Source organism: Burkholderia sp. KJ006 (genome assembly GCF_000262695.1).
GTDB classification, from domain to species: Bacteria; Pseudomonadota; Gammaproteobacteria; order Burkholderiales; family Burkholderiaceae; genus Burkholderia; species Burkholderia vietnamiensis.
Map to the genome: position 1 here is coordinate 575201 of NC_017922.1, position 21362 is coordinate 596562.

Genomic DNA, 21362 nt, shown 5'->3' on the forward strand with positions numbered 1-21362 from the left:
GAAACGCCGTGTCATTGGATTACGGGGCAGACGTCGGATTAGAGCGATGCTCTAATTTCAATGCCGCCCCGACCCCGGCAAGCGCCGCGGGATAGCGACACCGGTCCAGAGGGTTTGAACGTTCAGCGGACAACGAAGATCGAGTATGAATCCCGATACAAAATTCAGGACTGTTACTGAAGTAATAGCGTTTCGCGGCGCGACCCAACCCGAGAAGACGGCTTTCATTTTTCTCGAGAACGGCGAAACGGAACAGGCTCGGCTCACGTTCGGCGATCTGGACAGGCGGGCTCGCGGTATCGCCGCGAGGCTGCAGCGCCTGGCGCAACCCGGCGAGCGCGTGCTGCTGGTCTACCCGCCCGGGCTCGAATTCATCTGTGCGTGGGTGGGATGCCTGTACGCCGGCCTGATCGGCGTGCCGGCCTACGCGCCGCGCCGCCATCGGCCGGCCGACCGGCTGAAGGCCATCGTCGCCGACGCGACGCCCGTAGTCGCGCTCACCGATGCGGCCACGCTCGACGGTCTGACGGATCGCGCAGACGGCTATTCCGACACGCTGGAGCTGTATGTCCTGGCGACGGACCAGCACTTCGATGCGCCGGCCGAGCAATGGCGTGCGCCGGACATCACGCCGCAGACACTGGCGCTTCTGCAATACACGTCCGGTTCGACCGGCACGCCGAAAGGCGTGATGATCAGTCATGCAAACATCCTGAGCAATATGGAGGTCATCGCCGAGGCGAGCGATGCCGATGCGTCGACGGTTTTCGTCAGCTGGCTCCCGGTGTTTCACGACATGGGCTTCTTCGGCAAGGTGCTGCTGCCGATCCATCTCGGTGTGTTGTCGGTGCTGATGGCGCCCGCGGCCTTCGTGCAGCGGCCGGTCCGCTGGCTTCAGGCGATCACGAATTATCGCGCCACGCATTGCGCCGCGCCCGACTTCGCCTACGACCTGTGCGCACGCAAGGTCTCGGATGACGCGCGCGCGCAGCTCGATCTCGGCAGCTGGAAGGTGGCATTCAACGGCGCCGAGCCGGTGCGCGCGGAGTCGGTCGCGCGTTTTTCGCGCGCGTTCGCCGCATGCGGCTTTCACGCGCACACCATGCGCCCCGTCTACGGGATGGCCGAGGCGACCTTGTTCATCTCGGGGCAGCCGGCGCATTCGCCGCCGCTGGTGGCGGACTACGACGCCGACGATCTCGCCCGCGGCGTGGCGACGAGGCACGAGCACGGCAAGCGCCACGCGCTGGTTTCATGCGGGCGGCCGTGGGCCGGGCATCGCGTGCAGATCGTCAATCCGGATACCGGCGAGCGGTGCCCGCCCGGCCGGATCGGCGAAATCTGGCTGACCGGCCCGAGCGTCGGCGCGGGCTACTGGAAGCGCGACGACGAGACGGCGCGCACCTTTCGCGCGACGCTCGACGGCGATGCCGCGCATTACCTGCGCACCGGCGATCTGGGCTTCGTCGACGGCGAGCACCTGTTCGTCACCGGCCGCCTGAAAGACCTCATCATCGTCGCGGGTCGCAATCACTACCCGCAGGATCTCGAGCACACCGCCGAGGGCGCGCACGCCGCACTGGCGCCGAACGCATCGGCGGCCTTCTCGATCACCGTCGACGGAGCCGAGCGGATCGTCGTCGCCTGTGAAGTGCGCCGCGAAGCGCTCAACACGCTGAATGCGGAAGCCGTCGCTGCGGAGATCCGGCGCACGCTCGCGGAACAGCATGACGTCGATCTGTACGCGGCTGTGCTGTTGAAGCCCGCGACGATCCTGCGCACGTCGAGCGGAAAGATCCAGCGCAGCCGCATCCGGCAGGCGTTCGTCGACGGTCAGGGGCTCGCGATCGCGGGCGAGTGGCGCCGCCCGCTGCCGGCGGCGCACGCACCGTCCGAGGCCCCATCGCGCGATACGCAAGCGCTCGTGCAATGGTGCGTCGAGCGTGTCGCACATCTGTCGGGAATCGACCCGGCCGCCATCGACCCCGACCAGCCGTTCAGCATCTACGGCCTCGATTCGCGGGACGCGATCATGCTGTCGGGTGAGTTGCAGGACTGGCTCGGGCGTCCGGTTTCGCCTACCGTCGTCTACGATTTTCCGAGCATTGCGCTGCTTGCGCGCCATCTGTGCGGCGCCGACGACGTCGCGCCGGCCCGCGCCGCGGCCGCGCCGTCCAGTGCACATGCCGACATCGCGATCGTCGGCATCGGATGCCGATTCCCTGGCGCGAACGGCCCCGACGAATTCTGGCGACTGCTGCTCGACGGCCGCGACGCGATCGGCGCGTCCACCCGGCGCGCCGGCGCGCTGCCGCCGACGGGGCTGCTGGAAGACGTCGACCGCTTCGATGCGGCGTTCTTCGGCATCAGTGCCCGCGAAGCCGAGTCGATGGATCCGCAACAGCGTCTGCTGCTCGAGGTCGCATGGGAGACGCTCGAGCATGCGGGGATCGCACCGCGCAGTCTCGCCGGCGCACGCACCGCGGTCGTCGTGGGCATCAGCAATGCCGACTACATCCGGCTGGCGCAGCAGGAAGCGGTCGATATCGGCCCTTATGTCGCGACCGGCAATGCGCTCGGCGTCGCCGCGAACCGCATCTCGTACACGCTCGATCTGCGCGGCCCGAGCTGGGCGGTCGATACCGCGTGTTCGTCGTCGCTCGTCGCGGTTCATCACGCGTGCCGCACGCTGCAGCGCGGCGAGTCCGACGCGGCGCTGGCCGGCGGCGTCAACCTGATTTTGGCGCCGCAATTGAGCGCGTCGTTCACGCAGGCCGGCATGCTGTCGCCGGACGGCCGTTGCAAGGCTTTCGATGCGGCCGCCAACGGTTACGTGCGCGGCGAAGGCGTGGGCATGGTGCTGCTCAAGCGTCTCGACGATGCGCTCGCGAACGGCGACACCGTGTTCGCGGTGATCCGCGGCTCGGCGGTGAACCAGGACGGGCGCAGCAACGGCTTGACCGCCCCCAACGGCCCGGCGCAGCAGGCCGTGATCGTCGACGCGCTGCGCGATGCGGGCGTGCCAGCGCAGGACATCGGCTTCGTCGAGGCGCACGGGACGGGGACGCCGCTCGGCGACCCGATCGAGTTGAACGCGCTGGCGGCCGTGCTCGGTGAATCGCGCGCACCGGACGCGCATTGCTGGATCGGTTCGGTCAAGACCAATATCGGGCATCTGGAGTCCGCAGCCGGGATCGCCAGCCTGATCAAGACGGCCCTCGTGCTGCACCACCGCGCGATTCCGCCGAACCTCCATTTCCGGTCGATCAATCCGCAGATCGCCATCGACGGCACGCCGTTCCGCATTCCGCAGCAAGTCACGCCGTGGCAGGCCGAACACGGCACGCGCATGGCCGGCGTGAGCTCGTTCGGCTTCGGCGGCACCAATGCGCACGTGATTCTGTCGGAAGCACCGCAGGACGCGCGCCCCCAAGCGGAGGCGACTGCGAGCGCATCGTGCGTCGTGACGCTCTCCGCGCGCACGCCGGAAGCGTTGCAGACGCTGGCGGCCGCGTATGCGGCCTATCTCGACGCCCATCCCGACGCGCGGGTGCAGGACGTCGCGTTCACCGCGAACACCGGACGCACGCACTTCGCGCGGCGGGCGGCGCTCGTCGCGTCGAGCCTCGAAGGGTTGCGTGCGCAACTGGATGCCGTCGTGGCCGGCGCGCCGGCCGAGCAGCCGCCCGCGGTGACGTTCCACTTTGCCGCCGACGACGGCGGCAGCGCCGATGCCATGCGCCACCTGCGCGCCGCGAGCCCGGCCTTCGACGCGCTGATGCAGCGGAACGCGGACGCAGCCGACGCAGCCGAAGCGCCGCCGTTCACGGCGTTCCAGTGCGCGCTCGCGCAACTGTGGATGTCGTTCGGCGTCACGCCGACGGCGCTCAGCAGCACGGGCGACGGGCATCGCGCGGCTGCATCGCTGACCGGCGTGCCGCAGCTGTCCGACGGCGCCAAGGCGGCCGACACCGGCAACTCGATCGAGATCGGCACGCAGGCGGCCGCGTGGAACACGATCCTGCACACGCTCGCAGATCTCTACGTGCGCGGCGCGTCGCTCGACTGGGATGCCGTCGCGCGACACGCGCCGCGTCGCCGCCTCGCCCTGCCCACCTATCCGTTCGAGCGCCGCGCCTTCTGGATCAGTCCCGACGCGCCGCGCCATCCGCTGCTCGGGCGTCGTCTCGAGCAGCATGCGCATGCGCCGGCCACGTGGATCTGGCAGTCGCGTCTCGACGCGCCGGCCACCACGTTTCTCGACGGTCATCGCGTCAAGGGTTCGCCGGTGCTGCCCTACTCCGCATATGTGGAAATGGCGCTGGCCGCGACCTCGGAAATCGGCGCGGCCGGCCATACGACGTTGAAGGACCTCGCGCTGCATGCGCCGTTACCGTTGCATGCGCATCGATCGCACACCGTGCAGACCGTGCTGAGCCGGCGGTCCTGGGGACCGTTTTCGTTCGCCGTCTATCACCGGATCGACGACACGAGCGGCGCCGCCGCATGGCAAATGTGCGCGAGTGCCGAAATACACGAATCGGAGCGGAGCCACGCATGAAATTCGGCCTGATGTTCTTCGCGAGCAGTGAAGAGGCGCTGTCCGGCAACAAGTACCAACTGGTCATGGAGAGCGCGCGCTTCGCCGATGCGAACGGCTTCTCCAGCGTCTGGGTCCCGGAGCGCCACTTCACCGAATTCGGCTCGCTGTACCCGAATCCGGCCGTGCTGCATGCGGCGCTGGCCGCGCTCACCCAACGCGTGACGCTGATCGCGGGCAGCGTGGTAGCGGCGCTGCACAACCCGATCCGGATCGCGGAAGAATGGTCGATGGTGGACAACCTGTCGAACGGCCGCGTCGGCGTGTCGTTCGCGTCGGGCTGGAATCCGGACGACTTCGTGTTCGCGCCGGACAAGTACGCGACCCGGCACGACGAGATGCTGACCACGATCGACGCCGTCCGAAAGCTGTGGCGCGGCGCGCTGCTGGAGGCGACCAACGGCGTGGGCAAGCCGGTGCAGCTGCGCATCTATCCGACGCCGGTGCAGCCGGAGCTGCCCGTCTGGGTCACGGCGGCCAGCAATCCGCAGACCTTCGTGCGCGCCGGCGAAGTCGGCGCCAACCTGCTGACCCACGTGCTCGATCAGGACCGCGACCAGCTCGCGCAGAAGATCGCGCTGTACCGCGACGCGCGCGCGCGGCACGGCTTCGATCCGGCTGCCGGCACCGTGTCGGTGATGCTGCATACGTTCGTCGGCGACGACGCGGCGCGCGTGCGCGAGCAGGCGCGCGCGCCGTTCTGCAACTACATCCGCAGCAATATCGGCCTGCTGAACGGGCTGGCGCAGAGCCGCGGCCAGTCGGTGGACGTGCGCGCGATGGGCGCGCGCGAGCTGGACGAGTTCGTCGAGTTTCTCTACGAACGCTTCGCGCAATCGCGCGGGCTCATCGGCACCCCCGATACCTGCGTCGAACTCGTGCGGGAACTCGAATCGATCGGCGTGGACGAGGTGGCGTGCCTGCTCGATTTCGGGCCGCCGGTCGAAGCGATCCTCAGCAATCTGCCGCACCTGCGCCGGCTGCGCGAGATGTGCGCGCCGACGCGCCGCGTCGCGCCGACGAAGTTCGATGCCGCCGCGGTGCAGGCCCGCTGCACCGAGACGACGTCGGGCGTCGACTTCAACGGCGAGATCGGCCAGCACGGCGTGCAGATCGACGGCGCGTTCAACGCGATCCAGCAAATCTGGCGCACGGCCGGCGAAGCGCTCGGCCGCATCAGCCTGCCGGCCGACGCGCCGGCGTCGTCGCAGTACCACGTGCACCCGGCCTTTCTCGACGCGTGCAGCCGCGTGCTCGCCGCCGCCGTCGATCCGGCTGCGCTGGAGGCCGGCGACCTGTACCTGCCCAGTTCGATCGGCGCGGTGCGGGTTCACCAGCCGCCGTCGTCGACCGATGCGTGGAGTTACGCGACGCTGCGCAAGGCGGACGGGCAACGCGTACTGGAAGGCGATATCCGCGTCCACGACCTCGCCGGCCGGCTGCTGATCGAGATCGACGCGCTGCGCTTGCAGCAAGTGCGCTCGGCGCGCGGCGCCGAGCGGCACGACCTGTCCGGGCTGCTTTATCAGCGCGTCTGGAGGCCGTCGAGCGCCGACGCGACCATCGGCGCTTCGTCCGCCGGCGAGTGGCTGATATTCGCGGATCGCGGCGGCGTCGGCGCGCAACTGGCCGGCCTGCTCGAAAGCGCCGGCGATACCTGCACGCTGCAGTTCGACGACACGACGCCGGCGCTGCCCGCGCTCGACCGTCCGCTCAAGGGCGTGATTCATCTGTGGAGCCTCGATCTCGCACCCGCCGACATCGCGGCGCGACGGCGTGCCAGCGCGAGCGTGCTGCAACTGGTCAGGGCGCTGGCGTCGGGCGCGGCGGCCGGCCCGCAGCCGCGTCTGTGGCTGGTGACGTCCGGCGCGATGAACGTGCTGGACGGCGAAGCGACCGCGGTCGCGCAGGCGCCGCTGTGGGGGCTGGGCCGGGCGATCGCGGTCGAGCATGCGACGCTGTGGGGCGGGCTCGTCGATCTCGATCCCGAGCAGCCGTCGGCGGCCGATGTCGTGCAGGCGATCCGGGCCGCCGGCCGCGAAGACATGATCGCGTTTCGCCGCGGCCAGCGCCACGTCGCGCGCATCGCCCGCGACAATCGCGAATTCGTCAGCCACCGGCCGGTCCGGTTCCACCGCGACGCGACCTATCTGGTGACGGGCGGCCTCGGCGGGCTCGGCCTGCGCCTCGCGTCGTGGCTCGCCGACAACGGCGCCGGTCAGGTCGTGCTGCTCGGCCGCAGCGCGCCGTCGGCCGAAGCGGAGCAGATGCTGCGCACGCTCGGCGCGCGCTTCATCCGCGCCGATCTCGCGGATCGCGACGACGTCGTGCAAGCGCTCGCCGAAATCGCGCACGCGATGCCGCCGCTCAAGGGCGTGTTCCACCTCGCCGGTGCCCTCGACGATGCGCTGCTGACGCGCCAGGACGACGACTTCTTCCACCGCGCCGGCAGCGGCAAGGCCGACGGTGCGTGGTATCTGCACGAGCTGACGGCCGACTTGCCGCTCGATCATTTCGTGCTGTTCTCGTCGATGGCCGCGCTGCTCACCATGCCGGGCCAGGGCAACTACGCGGCGGCCAACAGCTTCCTCGATGCGCTGGCGCAGCACCGGCGCGCGCACGGGAAACCGGCGCTCAGCGTCAATTGGGGGCCGTGGGCCGACATCGGCCATGCGGCCAGCGACTACGGCCGGCGCGCGCACGAACAGCTGGCTGCGCTCGGCGTCGGCACGCTGTCGCCGGACCTCGCGATCGCGACGCTGGAGCGGCTGATGGCGGCGGGCGTCGCGCAGTCCGGCGTCGCGCACATCGACTGGCCGACGCTGTTCCGGGTCGATGCGCCGGCCGCCGGGTCGGCGCTCTTCAGCGAGCTGGCGCAACCGGCCGCCCAACCCGCGCAGCAGGAGACGCCGCTGGTGCGCGAGCTGCAGGCGTGCGCGCCGCGCGAGCGGCTCGCGCTCGTCACCGACACGCTCGCGAAGATGCTGGCCGAGACGCTGCGGCTCGCCGGCCCCGACGCCATCGCGCCCGAACAGTCGCTGCTCGATCTCGGCCTGGATTCGCTGGTCGCGCTCGAACTGACGGACCGCCTCGCCAAGACGTTCGGCAAGCCGTTGCGCGCGACGCTGTTCTTTTCCTATCCGAACCTGCAGACGCTCGCCCGCTTCATTCTCGACGAGCTGTCGTCGTCGCTTCCCGAGGCGGCCGGCGACGCCGCCTCGGACGACCTCGACGAGCTCGACGAGGACGAACTTTCCGAACTGATCGCCCAGGAGATCGGCGCCCAATGAACGCCAAGGCCACGCAAGCACTCAAAGCCGCGCTCGACGAACTCCGCCTGCGGCGCGCGGAAATCGCGGCGCTGCGATCGGACCGCAACGAGCCGATCGCCGTGATCGGCATGGCGTGCCGCTTTCCCGGCAGCAGCGACACGCCGGACGCGTTCTGGCGATTGCTCGACGGCGCGCGCGATGCCGTCACCGAAGTGCCGGGCGAACGCTGGAGCATTGATCGCTATTACGACCCCGATCCGGCCACGCCGGGCAAGATGGCAACGCGGCACGGGGCCTTCCTCGAGCGCGTCGACGAATTCGACGCCGCGTTCTTCGGGATCGCGCCGCGCGAAGCGACCTACCTCGATCCGCAGCAACGGCTGCTGCTCGAAGTCGCGTGGGAAGCGCTCGAGAATGCGCATCTGCCGCCCGAGCGCTTCCGGCAATCGGCCACCGGCGTGTACGTCGGCATCACGTGCTTCGATCATGCGATCCAGGTGTCGAACGCGGCGATGCCGTCGAGCAGCTACGCCGGCACGGGCAGCGCGCTGAACATGGCCGCCGGCCGGCTGTCGTTCGTGCTGGGCCTCACCGGGCCGAGCATGGCGATCGACACCGCGTGCTCGTCGTCGCTCGTCTGCCTGCACCTCGCGTGCGAAAGCCTGCGCTCGCGTGAAACCGACATGGCGCTGGCGGGCGGCGTCAACCTGATGCTGTCGCCCGAGGTGATGGTCAGCTTCTCGCAAGCCCGGATGCTGTCGCCGGACGGCCGCTGCAAGACCTTCGATGCGGCGGCGGACGGCTACGTGCGCGGCGAAGGCTGCGGGATGGTGGTGCTCAAGCGCCTCGCCGACGCGCTCGCCGACGGCGACCGCGTGCTCGGCGTCGTGCGCGGCACGGCGGTCGACCAGGGCGGCGCGGGCGGCGGCCTCACCGTGCCGAGCCGCGATTCGCAGGAACGCGTGATCCGCCGCGCGCTGAGCCAGGCCGGTGTCGCGCCGGACGAGGTCGGCTATGTCGAAGCGCACGGCACCGGCACGTCGCTGGGCGACCCGATCGAGGTCGACGCGCTGGCCCGCGTCTACGGCGCCGGGCGTGCGGCGCACGAGCCGCTCGTGATCGGTTCGGTCAAGACCAATATCGGGCATCTCGAATCGGCGTCCGGCATGGCCGGGCTGATCAAGGTGCTGCTGTCGTTCCAGCACGGCCGGATTCCTGCGCACCTGCACTTCCGGCAACCCAATCCGCATACGCCGTGGCAGGAGATTCCGGTCCGCGTCGCGGCCGAGCCGCTCGACTGGCCGCGCGGGGAACGCCGGCGTGTCGCCGGCGTGAGCGCGTTCGGATTCAGCGGCACCAACGCGCACGCCGTCGTCGAGGAGCCGCCGGTCGCGCCGTCGCCTGCGGCGCAGCGCGCGCTGTTGCTGCTGTCGGCCCGCTCCGAAGCGGCGCTCACGGCGCTCGCGCAACGCTACGAGCGCGCGCTCCGCGACGCGCCGCCGCAAGAGCTTGCCGCCGTGTGCCGCGCCGCCGCCACTGGGCGAAGCCACCATCCGTATCGCGCGGCCTATGTGGCCGGCGTGCGCGTGCCGTCGGCCGGCGCGCCGCGCACCGGCAAGGCGTTGCGCGTGGGCGTCGCGTTCGGCGCGCCGGACCCGGACGCCGCGCGCGCGCTTCACGCGTCCGAGCCGCTGTTCCGCGACGCGTTCGCGCAATGCGCGGTGCCGCTCGCGGCGCTCGATACCGATGCGGGCCGCTTCGCGGCCGCGTTCGCGTGGGCGCAGCTGTGGCAGGCGTGGGGCATCCGCCCGGCCGTCGTGGCGGGGCACGGCGTCGGCGAATATGTCGCGGCCTGTGTGGCCGGCGTCCTGAGCATCGCCGACGCGCTGCGCGTGCTCGCCGTCCGCACGGATGCCGCCGCCATGCGCGCGGTGCTGCACGACGTACGGCTCGCGCGGCCGGCGGTGCGGCTGATCTCCGGCTGCCTCGGCGCCGAGGTCGCCGACGAGGTGACGCACGCCGCGTACTGGTTGCAGCTCGCTGAAGCGTCCGAGCGGGCGGCCGAGCCACCCGTGCCGGAAGGGCTCGCCGACAGCTGGCTGCCGCCGCCCTGCGCGGGCGATGCGCTGGAGCGCGCAATCGCGGCGCTGTACGTGCGCGGCGGGCAGTTCGACTGGCAGGCGCTGTTCCCCGTGGCTGCGCAGCCTGCCACGATGCTGCCGAACTACCCGTTCGAGCGGCAGCGCTTCAGCCTCGAGAAAATCCAGTCGCCGGCCGTCGGCATGGACGCCGGCAGCATCGACGCGGCGGTGCGGCACCTGAAGGCGTCGGGCAAGTACCCGGACGACGTGCTGAACGCGTTTCCGGAGCTGGTCCGCACCGCGTTCGCACCGGCCGCCGACGAAGCCGCAGCACCGGCCGCGCCGTCGCTCTATCACGTCGCATGGGAGCAGCACGTCGCGGCACCGACTGCGCGCGCGGCCCTGCCCGCATCGTCGTGGCTGATCTTCGCGGACGAAACCGGCGTGGGCGAGCGGCTGGCGGCGCTGCTGCGCGCGCGCGGCGCGTCGTGCGCGCTGGTGCGCGCGGGCGCCGACTATGGCGGCAACGCGGCGGCAGGCTGGCAGGTCGCGCCGGAGCGCCCGGACGATTTCGTGCGCCTGCTGGATGAAGCCGCCGCTCCCGCCCGGCACATCGTGTTTCTATGGGGGCTGGACGAAGCCGCCGGCGCGACGCGCATGTCCGCCGCGCTGCTGCATCTCGTGCATGCGCTGGTCGGCGGCGAGCGCGACTGGACGGCTTCGCTGCGGCCGCGCATCCGGGTGGTCACGCGCGACGCCGTGGAAGCGGGCGACGCCCCGCGCGTGACGGGCGTCGCCCAGGCCGCGCTGATGGGCCTCGCGCGCGGCGCGATGATCGAGCATCCGGACTGGTTCGGCACCGCGATCGACCTCGACCCGGCCGCGCCGGACGACGAACCGGACGCGCTGCTGGACGAACTGCTCGTCGAGAGCCGCGAGGATCAGGTCGCGTTGCGGCACGGCGCGCGCCTGGTGGCGCGCCTGAGCCCGCTCGTGCCGGCCGAAACGGACGCGCTGCGGGTCGAGCCGGACGCGACCTACCTGATCACCGGCGGGTTCGGCGCGCTCGGCCTGCACACGGCCCGGTGGCTCGCGGCGCGCGGCGCGCGCACGCTGATCCTGGCCGGCCGCCAAGGCGCGGCGAGCGACGCGAGCCGGCAGGCGCTCGCCGAGCTGCGCGAGCGCGACGTGGCGGTGCGCTGCGAGCGCCTCGACATCGCCGACCCGGTGGCGGTCGACGCCTTCTTCGCCGAACTGCGGCGCGATCGCGTGCCGCTGCGGGGCATCGTGCATGCGGCCGGCGTCGTCGGCTACAAGCCGATCCTGCAGGTCGGGCGCGACGAACTCGACGCGGTCCTGCAGCCGAAGGTCGCCGGCGCGTGGCTGCTGCATCGGCACAGCGAGGCTTTCCCGCTCGACTTCTTCGTCATGTTCTCGTCGATCGCATCCGCCTGGGGCTCGCGGGAGCAGGCGCACTACAGTGCCGCCAATCGGTTCCTCGACGCGCTCGCGCATCATCGCCGCGGCCTCGGCTTGCCGGCCCTCTCCGTGAACTGGGGGCCGTGGGCGCAAGGCGGCATGACGTTCCCCGATGCGGAAGCGCTGCTGCGGCGGGTCGGCATCCGTTCGCTGGCGGCCGATCGCGCGCTCCACATGCTCGACCGCGTGGCCGCCGTGCCGCAGGCGGCGATCGTCGACATCGACCTCGAACGGTTCCAGGGCTCGTACGAGGCGCGTGGGCCGCGGCCGTTCCTCGATCGCGTGCGGACCAGCGCGAGCCCGTCGAACCCGTCGGGTGCCACGGGCACAGCTGCGCTGCCGGTGTCGGGCGACGTATCGCCGCGCGAGCGGAGGCGGCAGGTCGCGGACAGCATCGAGCAGGCGGTGGCCGACGTGCTCGGCTACGGCGCCGGGACGCTGGACCGCGACCTCGGCTTCTTCGAGATGGGCATGGATTCGCTCATGGCGCTCGACGTGCGCACGCAGCTGGAGAACGCGCTGGGCATCAAGCTGTCGGTCGCGCTGTTGTTCGATCATCCGACCATCAACGCGCTCGCGGATTTCCTGACGGAGCAAGCGCCCGGCGTGGCGCCGGACGCGCTCGCGGAGCCGACGCAGCCTGCAGCCGCCAAGCCGGCCTCGCAACCGGCCGCGCCGACGGCCACGGCCCGCGAGGCCGGCACGCCGGAGCCGATCGCGATCGTCGGCATGAGTTGCCGCTTTCCGGGCGCCGCGCACGATCTCGACGCCTATTGGCAGTTGCTGAACGACGGCGTGGACGCGATCTCCGAGGTGCCGCGCGAGCGCTGGGATGTCGATGCGTACTACGATCGCGATCCCGAAGCGCCGGGGCGCATGTATTGCCGCTTCGGCGGCTTTCTCGACGGCGTCGACCAGTTCGATCCGGCCTTCTTCCGCATCACGCCGCGCGAAGCGGCTGCGATGGACCCGCAGCAGCGCTTGCTGCTCGAAGTCAGTCACGAAGCGCTCGAGCATGCCGGCATTCCGGTCGACGGCCTGAAGGGCAGCCGCACCGGCGTGTTCGTCGGCATCACCACCAACGATTACGCGAACCTGCAGCTGCGCCACGGCGGCATCGACGGCTATTTCTTCACCGGCAATCCGCTGAACACGGCCGCCGGCCGCATCTCGTACGGCCTCGGCCTGCAAGGGCCGAGCATGGCGATCGACACCGCGTGCTCGTCGTCGCTCAGCGCGATCCATACGGCCAGCCAGAATCTGCGCAGCGGCGAATGCGATCTCGCGATCGCGGGCGGCGTGAACCTGATCCTGTCGCCGGACAATTCCATCGCCGTGTCGCGCACGCGGGCGCTCGCGCCGGACGGCCGCTGCAAGACCTTCGATGCGGCAGCCGACGGCTTCGTGCGCAGCGAAGGCTGCGGCGCGCTGGTGCTCAAGCGCCTGTCCGATGCGCTCGCCGCGGGCGATCGCGTGCTGGCCGTGCTGCGCGGATCGGCGGTGAATCACGACGGCGCATCGAGCGGCTTCACCGCGCCGAACGGCCGCGCGCAGGAAGCCGTGATCCGCCAGGCGCTCGGCGCCCTTCCCGCCGCGTCGATCGACTACGTGGAAGCGCACGGCACCGGCACGCCGCTGGGCGACCCCGTCGAGCTGAACGCGCTGGCGACGGTGTTCGGCGAAGGCCGCGACGGCCGCCCGCGCCTGCGCGTCGGTTCGGTGAAGACCAACATCGGCCATGCCGAATCCGCCGCCGGCATCGCGGGGGTCATCAAGGTCGTGCTGGCGCTGCACCACGAACGCCTTCCCGCCCATCTGCATTTCCGCCAGCCGAGCCTGCTGGTGCAGTGGGACGCTTTGCCGCTCGAGATCTGCGCCGAGGCAAGCGCGTGGCCGCGCGGCGAGCGGCCTCGCCGGGCCGGCGTCAGCGCATTCGGCGCGAGCGGCACCAATGCCCACCTCGTGCTGGAAGAGGCGCCCGCGCCGGCGCGCGCGGCGACGCCGTCGAAGCACAAGGTGCATCCGCTGGTGCTGTCGGCGAAGACGCCCGCGGCCCTGCGCGAACTCGCCGGGCGCTATCGGAGCCGGCTCGAAGCCGAGCGCGGTCTCGACATCGCGGCCGTGGCGTTTTCGGCCGCGACCGGCCGCTCGCACTTCGCGCACCGGCTCGCGCTGCCGGTGACGTCGATCGACGACGCGATCGACAAGCTGCGCGCGTTCCACGAACAGGAACCGTCCACCGCGGCGCCGCGCGCGGCCCGCGTGAAGACGGCGTTCCTGTTCACCGGCCAGGGCTCGCAATATGCGGGCATGGGCCGCCGTCTGTACGACGCGTATCCGGTGTTCCGCGACGCGATCGACCGCTGCCGCGCGGTGGCCGATCCGCTGCTCGACAAGCCGTTGCTCGACGTGCTGTCCGCCCCCGGCGACGACATCCACCAGACCGGCTACAGCCAGCCGGCCCTGTTCTCGCTGCAGTTCGCGCTCACCACGCTGCTCAGGTCGTTCGGCGTGGTGCCCGACGCCGTGATGGGCCACAGCGTCGGCGAGTACGCGGCGGCATGCGCGGCGGGCGTCTTCTCGCCGGAGGACGGGCTGCGCCTGATCGCCGAGCGCGGACGCCTGATGCAGGCGTTGCCGCGCGATGGCGAGATGGCGGCCATCTTCACCGACCTCGGCACGGTCGAGCGTGCGATCGCCGCGTGGCCGCAGGAGGTCGCGGTGGCCGCCGTCAACGGTCCGGCGAGCACCGTGATCTCGGGCCGGCGCGAGCGCATCGCGCTGCTCGTCGACGCGTTCGCCGCGCAGGACATCCGCTCCGTGCTGCTCAACACGTCGCACGCGTTCCACTCGCCGCTGGTCGAGCCGATGCTCGACAGCTTCCAGGCCGCGGCGAAAGGCGTGCGCGTCGCGCGCCCGGCGATCCCGTTCTATTCGAATCTCACCGGCGCCGTGATGGACGACGCGCCCGACGACACGTACTGGCGTCGTCATTGCCGCGAGCCGGTGCAGTTCGCGAGCAGCGTCGAGCGTCTCGCCGAAGCCGGCTTCAACGTGCTGGTCGAAATCGGCCCCAAGCCGGTGCTCGTCAACCTGGCCCGCGCGTGCTGCGCACCGGACGCCGCGATCCACTTCGTTGCGCTGCAGCGACCACAGGCCGAGCAGCAGGCGCTGGTCGAAACCCTGACGGGCCTGTATGCGCGCGGCGTCGACATCGACTGGGCCGCAACCGAAACACCGGCGCCCGCGCGCGTCGCCTTGCCGTCCTACCCCTTCCAACGCAGCCGTACCTGGTTCCAGAAAACGGAAACGTCCATGACACAGACAAGTGCATCTCCCGTCGCCGCCACGCCGGCGCCCGATCGTAGCGGCGAGGTTCTCGACTGGCTTCGCGGCAAGATCGGCGAGCTGATCCAGGCCGATCCGGCCACCATCAACATCGATGTGCCGTTCCTCGAGATGGGCGCCGACTCGATCATCCTGATCGAGGCAATCCGCCACATCGAAAAGCAGTACGGCGTGAAGCTCGCAATGCGCCGCTTCTTCGAGGACCTCGCGACGATGGAGGCGCTCGCCGAGTATGTCGCGGACAACCTGCCGGCGGTCGCCGCGCCGGCCGAGCCGGAGGCCGTGGCTGCGGCCGAGCCGGCTGCTGCCGCCGCTGCGGTCGCGCTCGCACCGTCGGCGCCGTCCGCGCCGGCGCTCGCGCCGGTCGCAGCGGCCCCGACGCAATGGGTCGCGGCCGAAGGCGGCTCCACGGTCGAGCGCGTGCTGCGCGAGCAGAACCAGCTGCTGTCCCAGCTGATGAGCCAGCAGATGGAACTGCTGCGCACGTCGCTGCACGGTCAGGCCGGCGCGGCGGTGGCCCCGCAAGCCGCGGCGAGCGGCGCCGCCAGTCCCACGAACGCCGCCAGCGTCGCGAACGTCGCCGCCAAGGCCGCGGTGGCGGCCCCGGCCGCCGCTCGCGCGGCGACGCCCGCTGCCGCGAACCCGGCCGCGCCCGCCGCGGCCGACAACCGCAAGCCCAAGCCGATGATGCCGTGGGGCAGCCCGGTCGAACAGCGCGCGCGCGGCCTGTCCGCGGCGCAGCAGGCGCATCTCGAAGCGCTGATCGTGCGCTACACGTCGCGCACCCGCAAATCGAAAGAGTCGGTGCAGGCGTCGCGTCCGGTGCTGGCCGACAGCCGCGCGACGGTCGGCTTCCGCTTTTCGACCAAGGAGATGCTGTATCCGATCGTCGGCGATCGCGCGGCCGGTTCGCGGCTGTGGGACATCGACGGCAACGAGTACATCGACTTCACGATGGGCTTCGGCGTGCATCTGTTCGGCCATTCGCCCGACTTCATCCAGCAGCAGGTCACGCGCGAATGGCAGCGCCCGCTCGAACTGGGCGCTCGCTCGAGCCTCGTCGGCGAAGTCGCCGCGCGCTTCGCGCGCGTCACCGGCCTCGATCGCGTCGCGTTCTCGAACACCGGCACCGAGGCCGTCATGACCGCCATGCGGCTCGCGCGCGCCGTGACCGGGCGCGACAAGATCGTGATGTTCACGCACTCGTATCACGGCCATGCCGACGGCACGCTCGCCGCGGCGAACGCGGAAGGCGCGACGGAAACCATCGCGCCCGGCGTGCCGTTCGGTTCGATCGAGAACATGATCGTGCTCGACTACGGCAGCGACGCCGCGCTCGATGCCATTCGCAACCTCGCGCCGACGCTCGCCGCCGTGATGGTGGAGCCGGTGCAGAGCCGCAACCCGTCGCTGCAGCCGGTCGCGTTCCTCAAGGAATTGCGCCGCATCACCGAGGAAGCCGGCGTCGCGCTGATCGTCGACGAAATGATCACCGGCTTCCGCGTTCATCCGGGCGGCTCGCAAGCGATGTTCGGCATCAAGGCCGACCTCGCGACGTACGGCAAGATCATCGGCGGCGGCCTGCCGCTGGGCGTCATCGCGGGTTCCACCCGCTTCATGGATGCGATCGACGGCGGCATGTGGACCTACGGCGACCATTCGTTCCCCGCCGCGGACCGCACTGCGTTCGGCGGCACCTTCTGCCAGTACCCGCTCGCGATGGCGGCCGCACTGGCCGTGCTCGAGAAGATCGAACAGGAAGGTCCGGCGCTGCAGGCCGCGCTCAACGAACGGACCGCGCAGATCGCCGACACGCTCAATGCCTTCTTCGTGGAAGCCGAGGCGCCGATCAAGGTCACCTGGTTCGGCTCGATGTTCCGCTTCGAATTCACCGAAAACCTCGACCTGTTCTTCTATCACATGCTCGAAAAGGGCATCTACATCTGGGAATGGCGCACCTGCTTCCTGTCGACCGCGCATACGGATGCCGACATCGAGCGGTTCATCGGCGCGGTGAAGGACAGCGTGGCCGACCTGCGGCGCGGCGGCTTCATCCGGCCGCACTCGAAGCACGGCACGGTCGCTTCTCTCAGCGAGGCGCAGCGCCAGCTGTGGGTGCTGTCGGAAATCGATCCCGAGGGCTCGCTCGCGTACAACGTCAACACGACGCTCGAACTGAAGGGCCGCCTCGACGAGGCCGCGATGCGCGCGGCCGTCCAGAGCCTCGTCGATCGGCACGAGACGCTGCGCACCACGATCCTGCCGGACGGCTCGGGCCAGATCGTGCATCCGTCGCTGACGCTGGCGCTGCCGCTGATCGACCGCGATCAGGACGCGTGGCGCGAGCAGGAGAGCCGCCAGCCGTTCGACCTGGTGAACGGGCCGCTCTTTCGCGCCGCGCTGGTGCGCATGGACGACGAGCATCACCTGCTGGTGATGACGGCCCATCACATCGTCTGCGACGGCTCGACGTTCGGCGTGCTGCTCGAGGATCTGGCCCGCGCGTATGCCGGGGCCGCGCCGGACGCGGCGCCGCTGCAGTTTCGCGAGTACCTGAAGACGCTCGACGCCCAGCGTCACAGCCCGGAAACGAAGGCGAATCGCGACTACTGGCTCGCGCAATGCGCGCGCGCGGTCGAGCCGTTGAGTCTTCCCGCGGACTATCCGCGGCCGGCCGTGAAGACGTTTCACGGCGCGCGCGTGTCGCTGCACCTCGACGCCGCGGCGGCCGCGGCGCTGCGCACCGTCGCGCGCCAGAACGGCTGCACGCTCTATATGGTGTTGCTCACGGGCTTCAATCTGTTCCTGCATCGCGTCGCCGGTCAACAGGAAATCGTCACGGGCATCCCGGTGACCGGCCGCTCGGTGGCCGGCAGCGAGCGCGTGGCCGGCTACTGCACGCATCTGCTGCCGCTGCGCTCGACGCTGCCGGACGGCGCGTCGGTCGCCAGCTTCCTGGCTGCCACCCGCCAGAACCTGCTCGATGCGCTCGAGCACCAGGATTATCCGTTCGCCGAACTCGTCCGCGAAATCGGCGCGCAGCGCGATCTGAACGCCGCGCCGCTGGTGTCGGCGGTGTTCAACCTGGAGCCCGTGTCGGCGCTGCCTGAACTGCCGGGCCTGACGGTCGGCCTGGTTGCGCCGCTGATCCGCTATACCGCGTTCGATCTGAACGTCAACGTGCTCGACGCCGGCGACGAGCTCCTGATCGATTGCGACTACAACACCGATCTGTTCGACGAGCGCACGGCCCAGCGATTCCTCGGCATCTACGAGACGCTGCTGACGGCTGCGGCCGCCGACGCGTCGGCCGCGGTTGCGCGGCTGCCGCTGACGAGCGACGCCGAGCGCGCTTTGGTGACCGTCGAATGGAACCGCACCGACGTCGATTTCGGCGACGCGGCCGCGCAACCGCTGCATCGGCTGTTCGAGCAACAGGTCGAGCGCACGCCCGATGCCGTCGCCGCCGTCTACGACGGTGCGGCCCTCACCTACGCCGAACTCAACGCGCGCGCCAACCGTCTCGCGCACCGGCTCATCGAACTTGGCGTCGCGCCCGATACGCTCGTCGGCGTCGCGATGGAGCGTTCGCTCGACATGATCGTCGCGCTGCTCGCGATCCTGAAGGCCGGTGGCGCATACGTGCCGGTCGATCCCGACTATCCGGCCGAACGCGTGCGCTTCATGATCGATCACGCGCAGCTGCGCTGGCTGCTCACGCAACAGCATCTGCTCGCCGCGCTGCCCGATACCGGCGCGCAGGCGATCGTCGTCGATCGCGACACGCTGGACCTCGATGCGGCGCCGACGTCGAACCCCACGCCCGAGCTGAACGGCGACAACCTCGCGTACATGATCTACACGTCCGGCTCGACCGGCCGGCCGAAGGGTGCGCTCAATACCCATCGCGCGATCGTCAACCGCATCCTGTGGATGCAACACGCATATGCGCTCGACGCCGACGATGCCGTACTGCAGAAAACCCCGTTCAGCTTCGACGTGTCGGTGTGGGAGTTCTTCTGGCCGCTCGTCACCGGCGCGCGTCTCGTGTTCGCGCGCCCAGGCGGGCAGCGTGAGACGGACTATCTGGTGGAACTGATCGAGCGCGAGCGGATCACCACGCTGCATTTCGTGCCGTCGATGCTGCGTGCGTTCCTCGATCATCCGCAACTCGACGCGCACTGCACTTCGCTGCGCCGCGTCTTGTGCAGCGGCGAGGCGTTGCCCTACGACCTGCAACAGCGTTGCTTCGAGCGCCTGGATGTCAAGCTGTACAACCTGTACGGCCCCACCGAGGCCGCGGTCGACGTGACCGCGTGGGAATGCCGGCGCGACGACCCGCAGCGCATCGTGCCGATCGGCCGGCCGATTGCGAACACGCGCATCTACATCGTCGACGCACAGCTGCAGCCCACGCCGATCGGCGTGCCCGGCGAGTTGCTGATCGGCGGTACGCCGGTGGGCCGTGGCTATTACAACGAGCCTGTGCTGAGCGCCGAGAAGTTCATCGCCGACCCGTTCTCCGACGACCCGCACGCACGCCTCTACCGCACCGGCGACCTCGCGCGCTACCGCCCCGACGGCAACATCGAGTTCCTCGGCCGCATCGATCATCAGATCAAGCTGCGCGGCCTGCGCATCGAGCCCGGCGAAATCGAGGCCGTGCTGACGTCGCACCCGCTGGTCGACGCCGCGGTCGTGGCGCTGCGCGGCGTGGACGACGGCGCGCGACTCGTCGCATGGCTGTGCTCGCCGCATCGCGAGGCCGACGTGATCGACGCCGTGCGCACGCACCTGCGGCAACGGCTGCCCGAATACATGGTGCCGTCCGCGTTCGTCGTGGTGCCCGCGTTCGCGCAGCTGCCCAACGGCAAGCTCGATCGCGCCCACCTGCCCGAGCCGGCCGACGGCGTGGCTCACGTCGCGCCCGGCAACGCGCTCGAAGCGCAGCTGGCGGCGATCTGGCAGGAGGTGCTCGGCAACGCACGGATCGGCACGACCGCCAATTTCTTCGAGCTGGGCGGTAACTCGCTGCTGGCGACCAAGGTCGTCGCGCGCATCCGTCGCGATCTGCACGCGAAGCTGGAGATGCGCAGCCTGTTCGAGCACCCCACCATCGCGAGCCTCGCGAAGCGCATCGCCGCGACGCAGCCGATCGACTACGCGCCGGTGACGCCGCTGCCGCCGCAGGCCCACTACGAGCTGTCGCCGGCCCAGACGCGGCTCTGGGTCCAGGATCGCCTCAATGCCGGTCAGGCCGGCGGGCCGCTGCCCACGTCGCTGCTGCTGGAAGGCGTGCTCGACGTGGACGCGCTCGTGCGGGCGTTCCGCGCGTTGAGCGAGCGTCACGAGATCCTGCGCACGCGCTTCGTGCTGGCCGGCACCCAGCCGGTGCAACAGGTGCTGCCGCCCGACGAAGCCCCGTTCGCGGTCGAGGTCGTGGATCTGCAGGACGCGGCCGACCGCGATGCGCGCGCGATGTCGATCCACGCGAGCGAGCGGCTCGCGCCGATGGATCTCGCCACCGGCCCGCTGTTCCGCGTCAAGCTGCTCAGGCTCTCCGAAGTGCGGCACGTGTGCATCTGCACGATGCATCACATCGTCACCGACGGCTGGTCGACGGAGGTGCTGCTCGACGATCTGTCGACGCTCTACGACGCATTCGTGCAGCGTCGCGACAACCCGCTGCCGCCGCTGCAGATCCAGTACAAGGATTACGCCGGCTGGCTGAACCGGCTGCTCGCCGGCCCGGACGGCGCGCGCATGAAGGACTACTGGCTGAACAAGCTGGCCGGCCTGCGCGCGCTGGCGCTGCCCGGCGACGTCGCGCAGCCGGCCGCGCCGAGCTGGAAAACCTGGCGCTTCGCGCTGCCGGCCGCCGAGACGGCCGCGCTCGACGCGCTCGGCAAGCGCCACGGCGCGACGTTGTTCATCGCGCTGCTGTCGGCCATCAAGGCGCTGTTCTACCGCCGTTCCGGCCAGGAGGACATCGTCGTCGGTACGCCGGTCGCCGGACGCGAGCTGCCCGAACTCGAGTCGCAGGTCGGCCCTTACCTGAACGTGCTGGCGCTGCGCGATCGGGTCGCCGGTGACGACCGCTTCGACACGCTGCTGACCCGCGTGCGCGACACCACGCTCGAAGCGTTCTCGCATCCGCTGTATCCGCTCGACCGCCTGCTCGACGAGCTGCACATCGAGCGCGTCGCCGGACGCAATCCGCTGTTCGACATCGGCCTGACGCTGCAGAACCAGCGTGACGGCGCGACCGATCGCTATGCGGGGCCGGTGCGCCTCGCCGAGCTGCCGGATCACGATCCGCAGCACGCGGACAGCGAAGCCGCCACCGATTTCTGGTTCCTCGCCGAGCCGCGTGCGGACGGTCTCGCGATCAGCGTCGTCTATCACGCCGGCCGCTTCAGCGACGCGCTGGTGCGTGGCCTTGCGGACGAACTGACGTCCGTCGTCGGCGAAGTGCTGGCCGATCCGGGCGTCCGCATCCGCAACCTGACGCTCGGACAACGCGCGCTGCAGGCCGACGCGCGCCAGCCCAGCGTCGAACTGAGCGCATTCTAAGGAGCCTTC

Annotated in this window: 3 protein-coding genes; all 3 read left to right on the forward strand. The window is 70.4% G+C overall.

Annotated features, from left to right (window positions below):
* Positions 1 to 145: 145 nt before the first annotated feature.
* From MYA_RS26735 to MYA_RS26745, 3 genes are read left to right on the forward strand one after another with little or no spacing between them, the layout of a single operon-like run.
* A complete protein-coding gene (locus MYA_RS26735) occupies positions 146 to 4561 on the forward strand; it encodes a hybrid fatty acyl-AMP ligase/type I polyketide synthase (protein WP_014725944.1) in 4416 nt (1471 codons plus the stop codon).
* Positions 4558 to 7890: a type I polyketide synthase gene (locus MYA_RS26740; RefSeq protein WP_014725945.1), complete on the forward strand. Its 3333-nt coding sequence runs from the start codon at positions 4558 to 4560 to the stop codon at positions 7888 to 7890. Before MYA_RS26735 ends, MYA_RS26740 begins: the two co-directional genes overlap by 4 nt.
* Positions 7887 to 21353 carry a hybrid non-ribosomal peptide synthetase/type I polyketide synthase gene (locus tag MYA_RS26745; RefSeq protein ID WP_014725946.1) on the forward strand — a complete coding sequence of 4489 codons (13467 nt, stop codon included), beginning with the start codon at positions 7887 to 7889 and terminating at the stop codon, positions 21351 to 21353. The genes MYA_RS26740 and MYA_RS26745 overlap by 4 nt, the downstream gene beginning before the upstream one ends.
* The last annotated feature ends 9 nt before the right edge of the window (positions 21354 to 21362 follow it).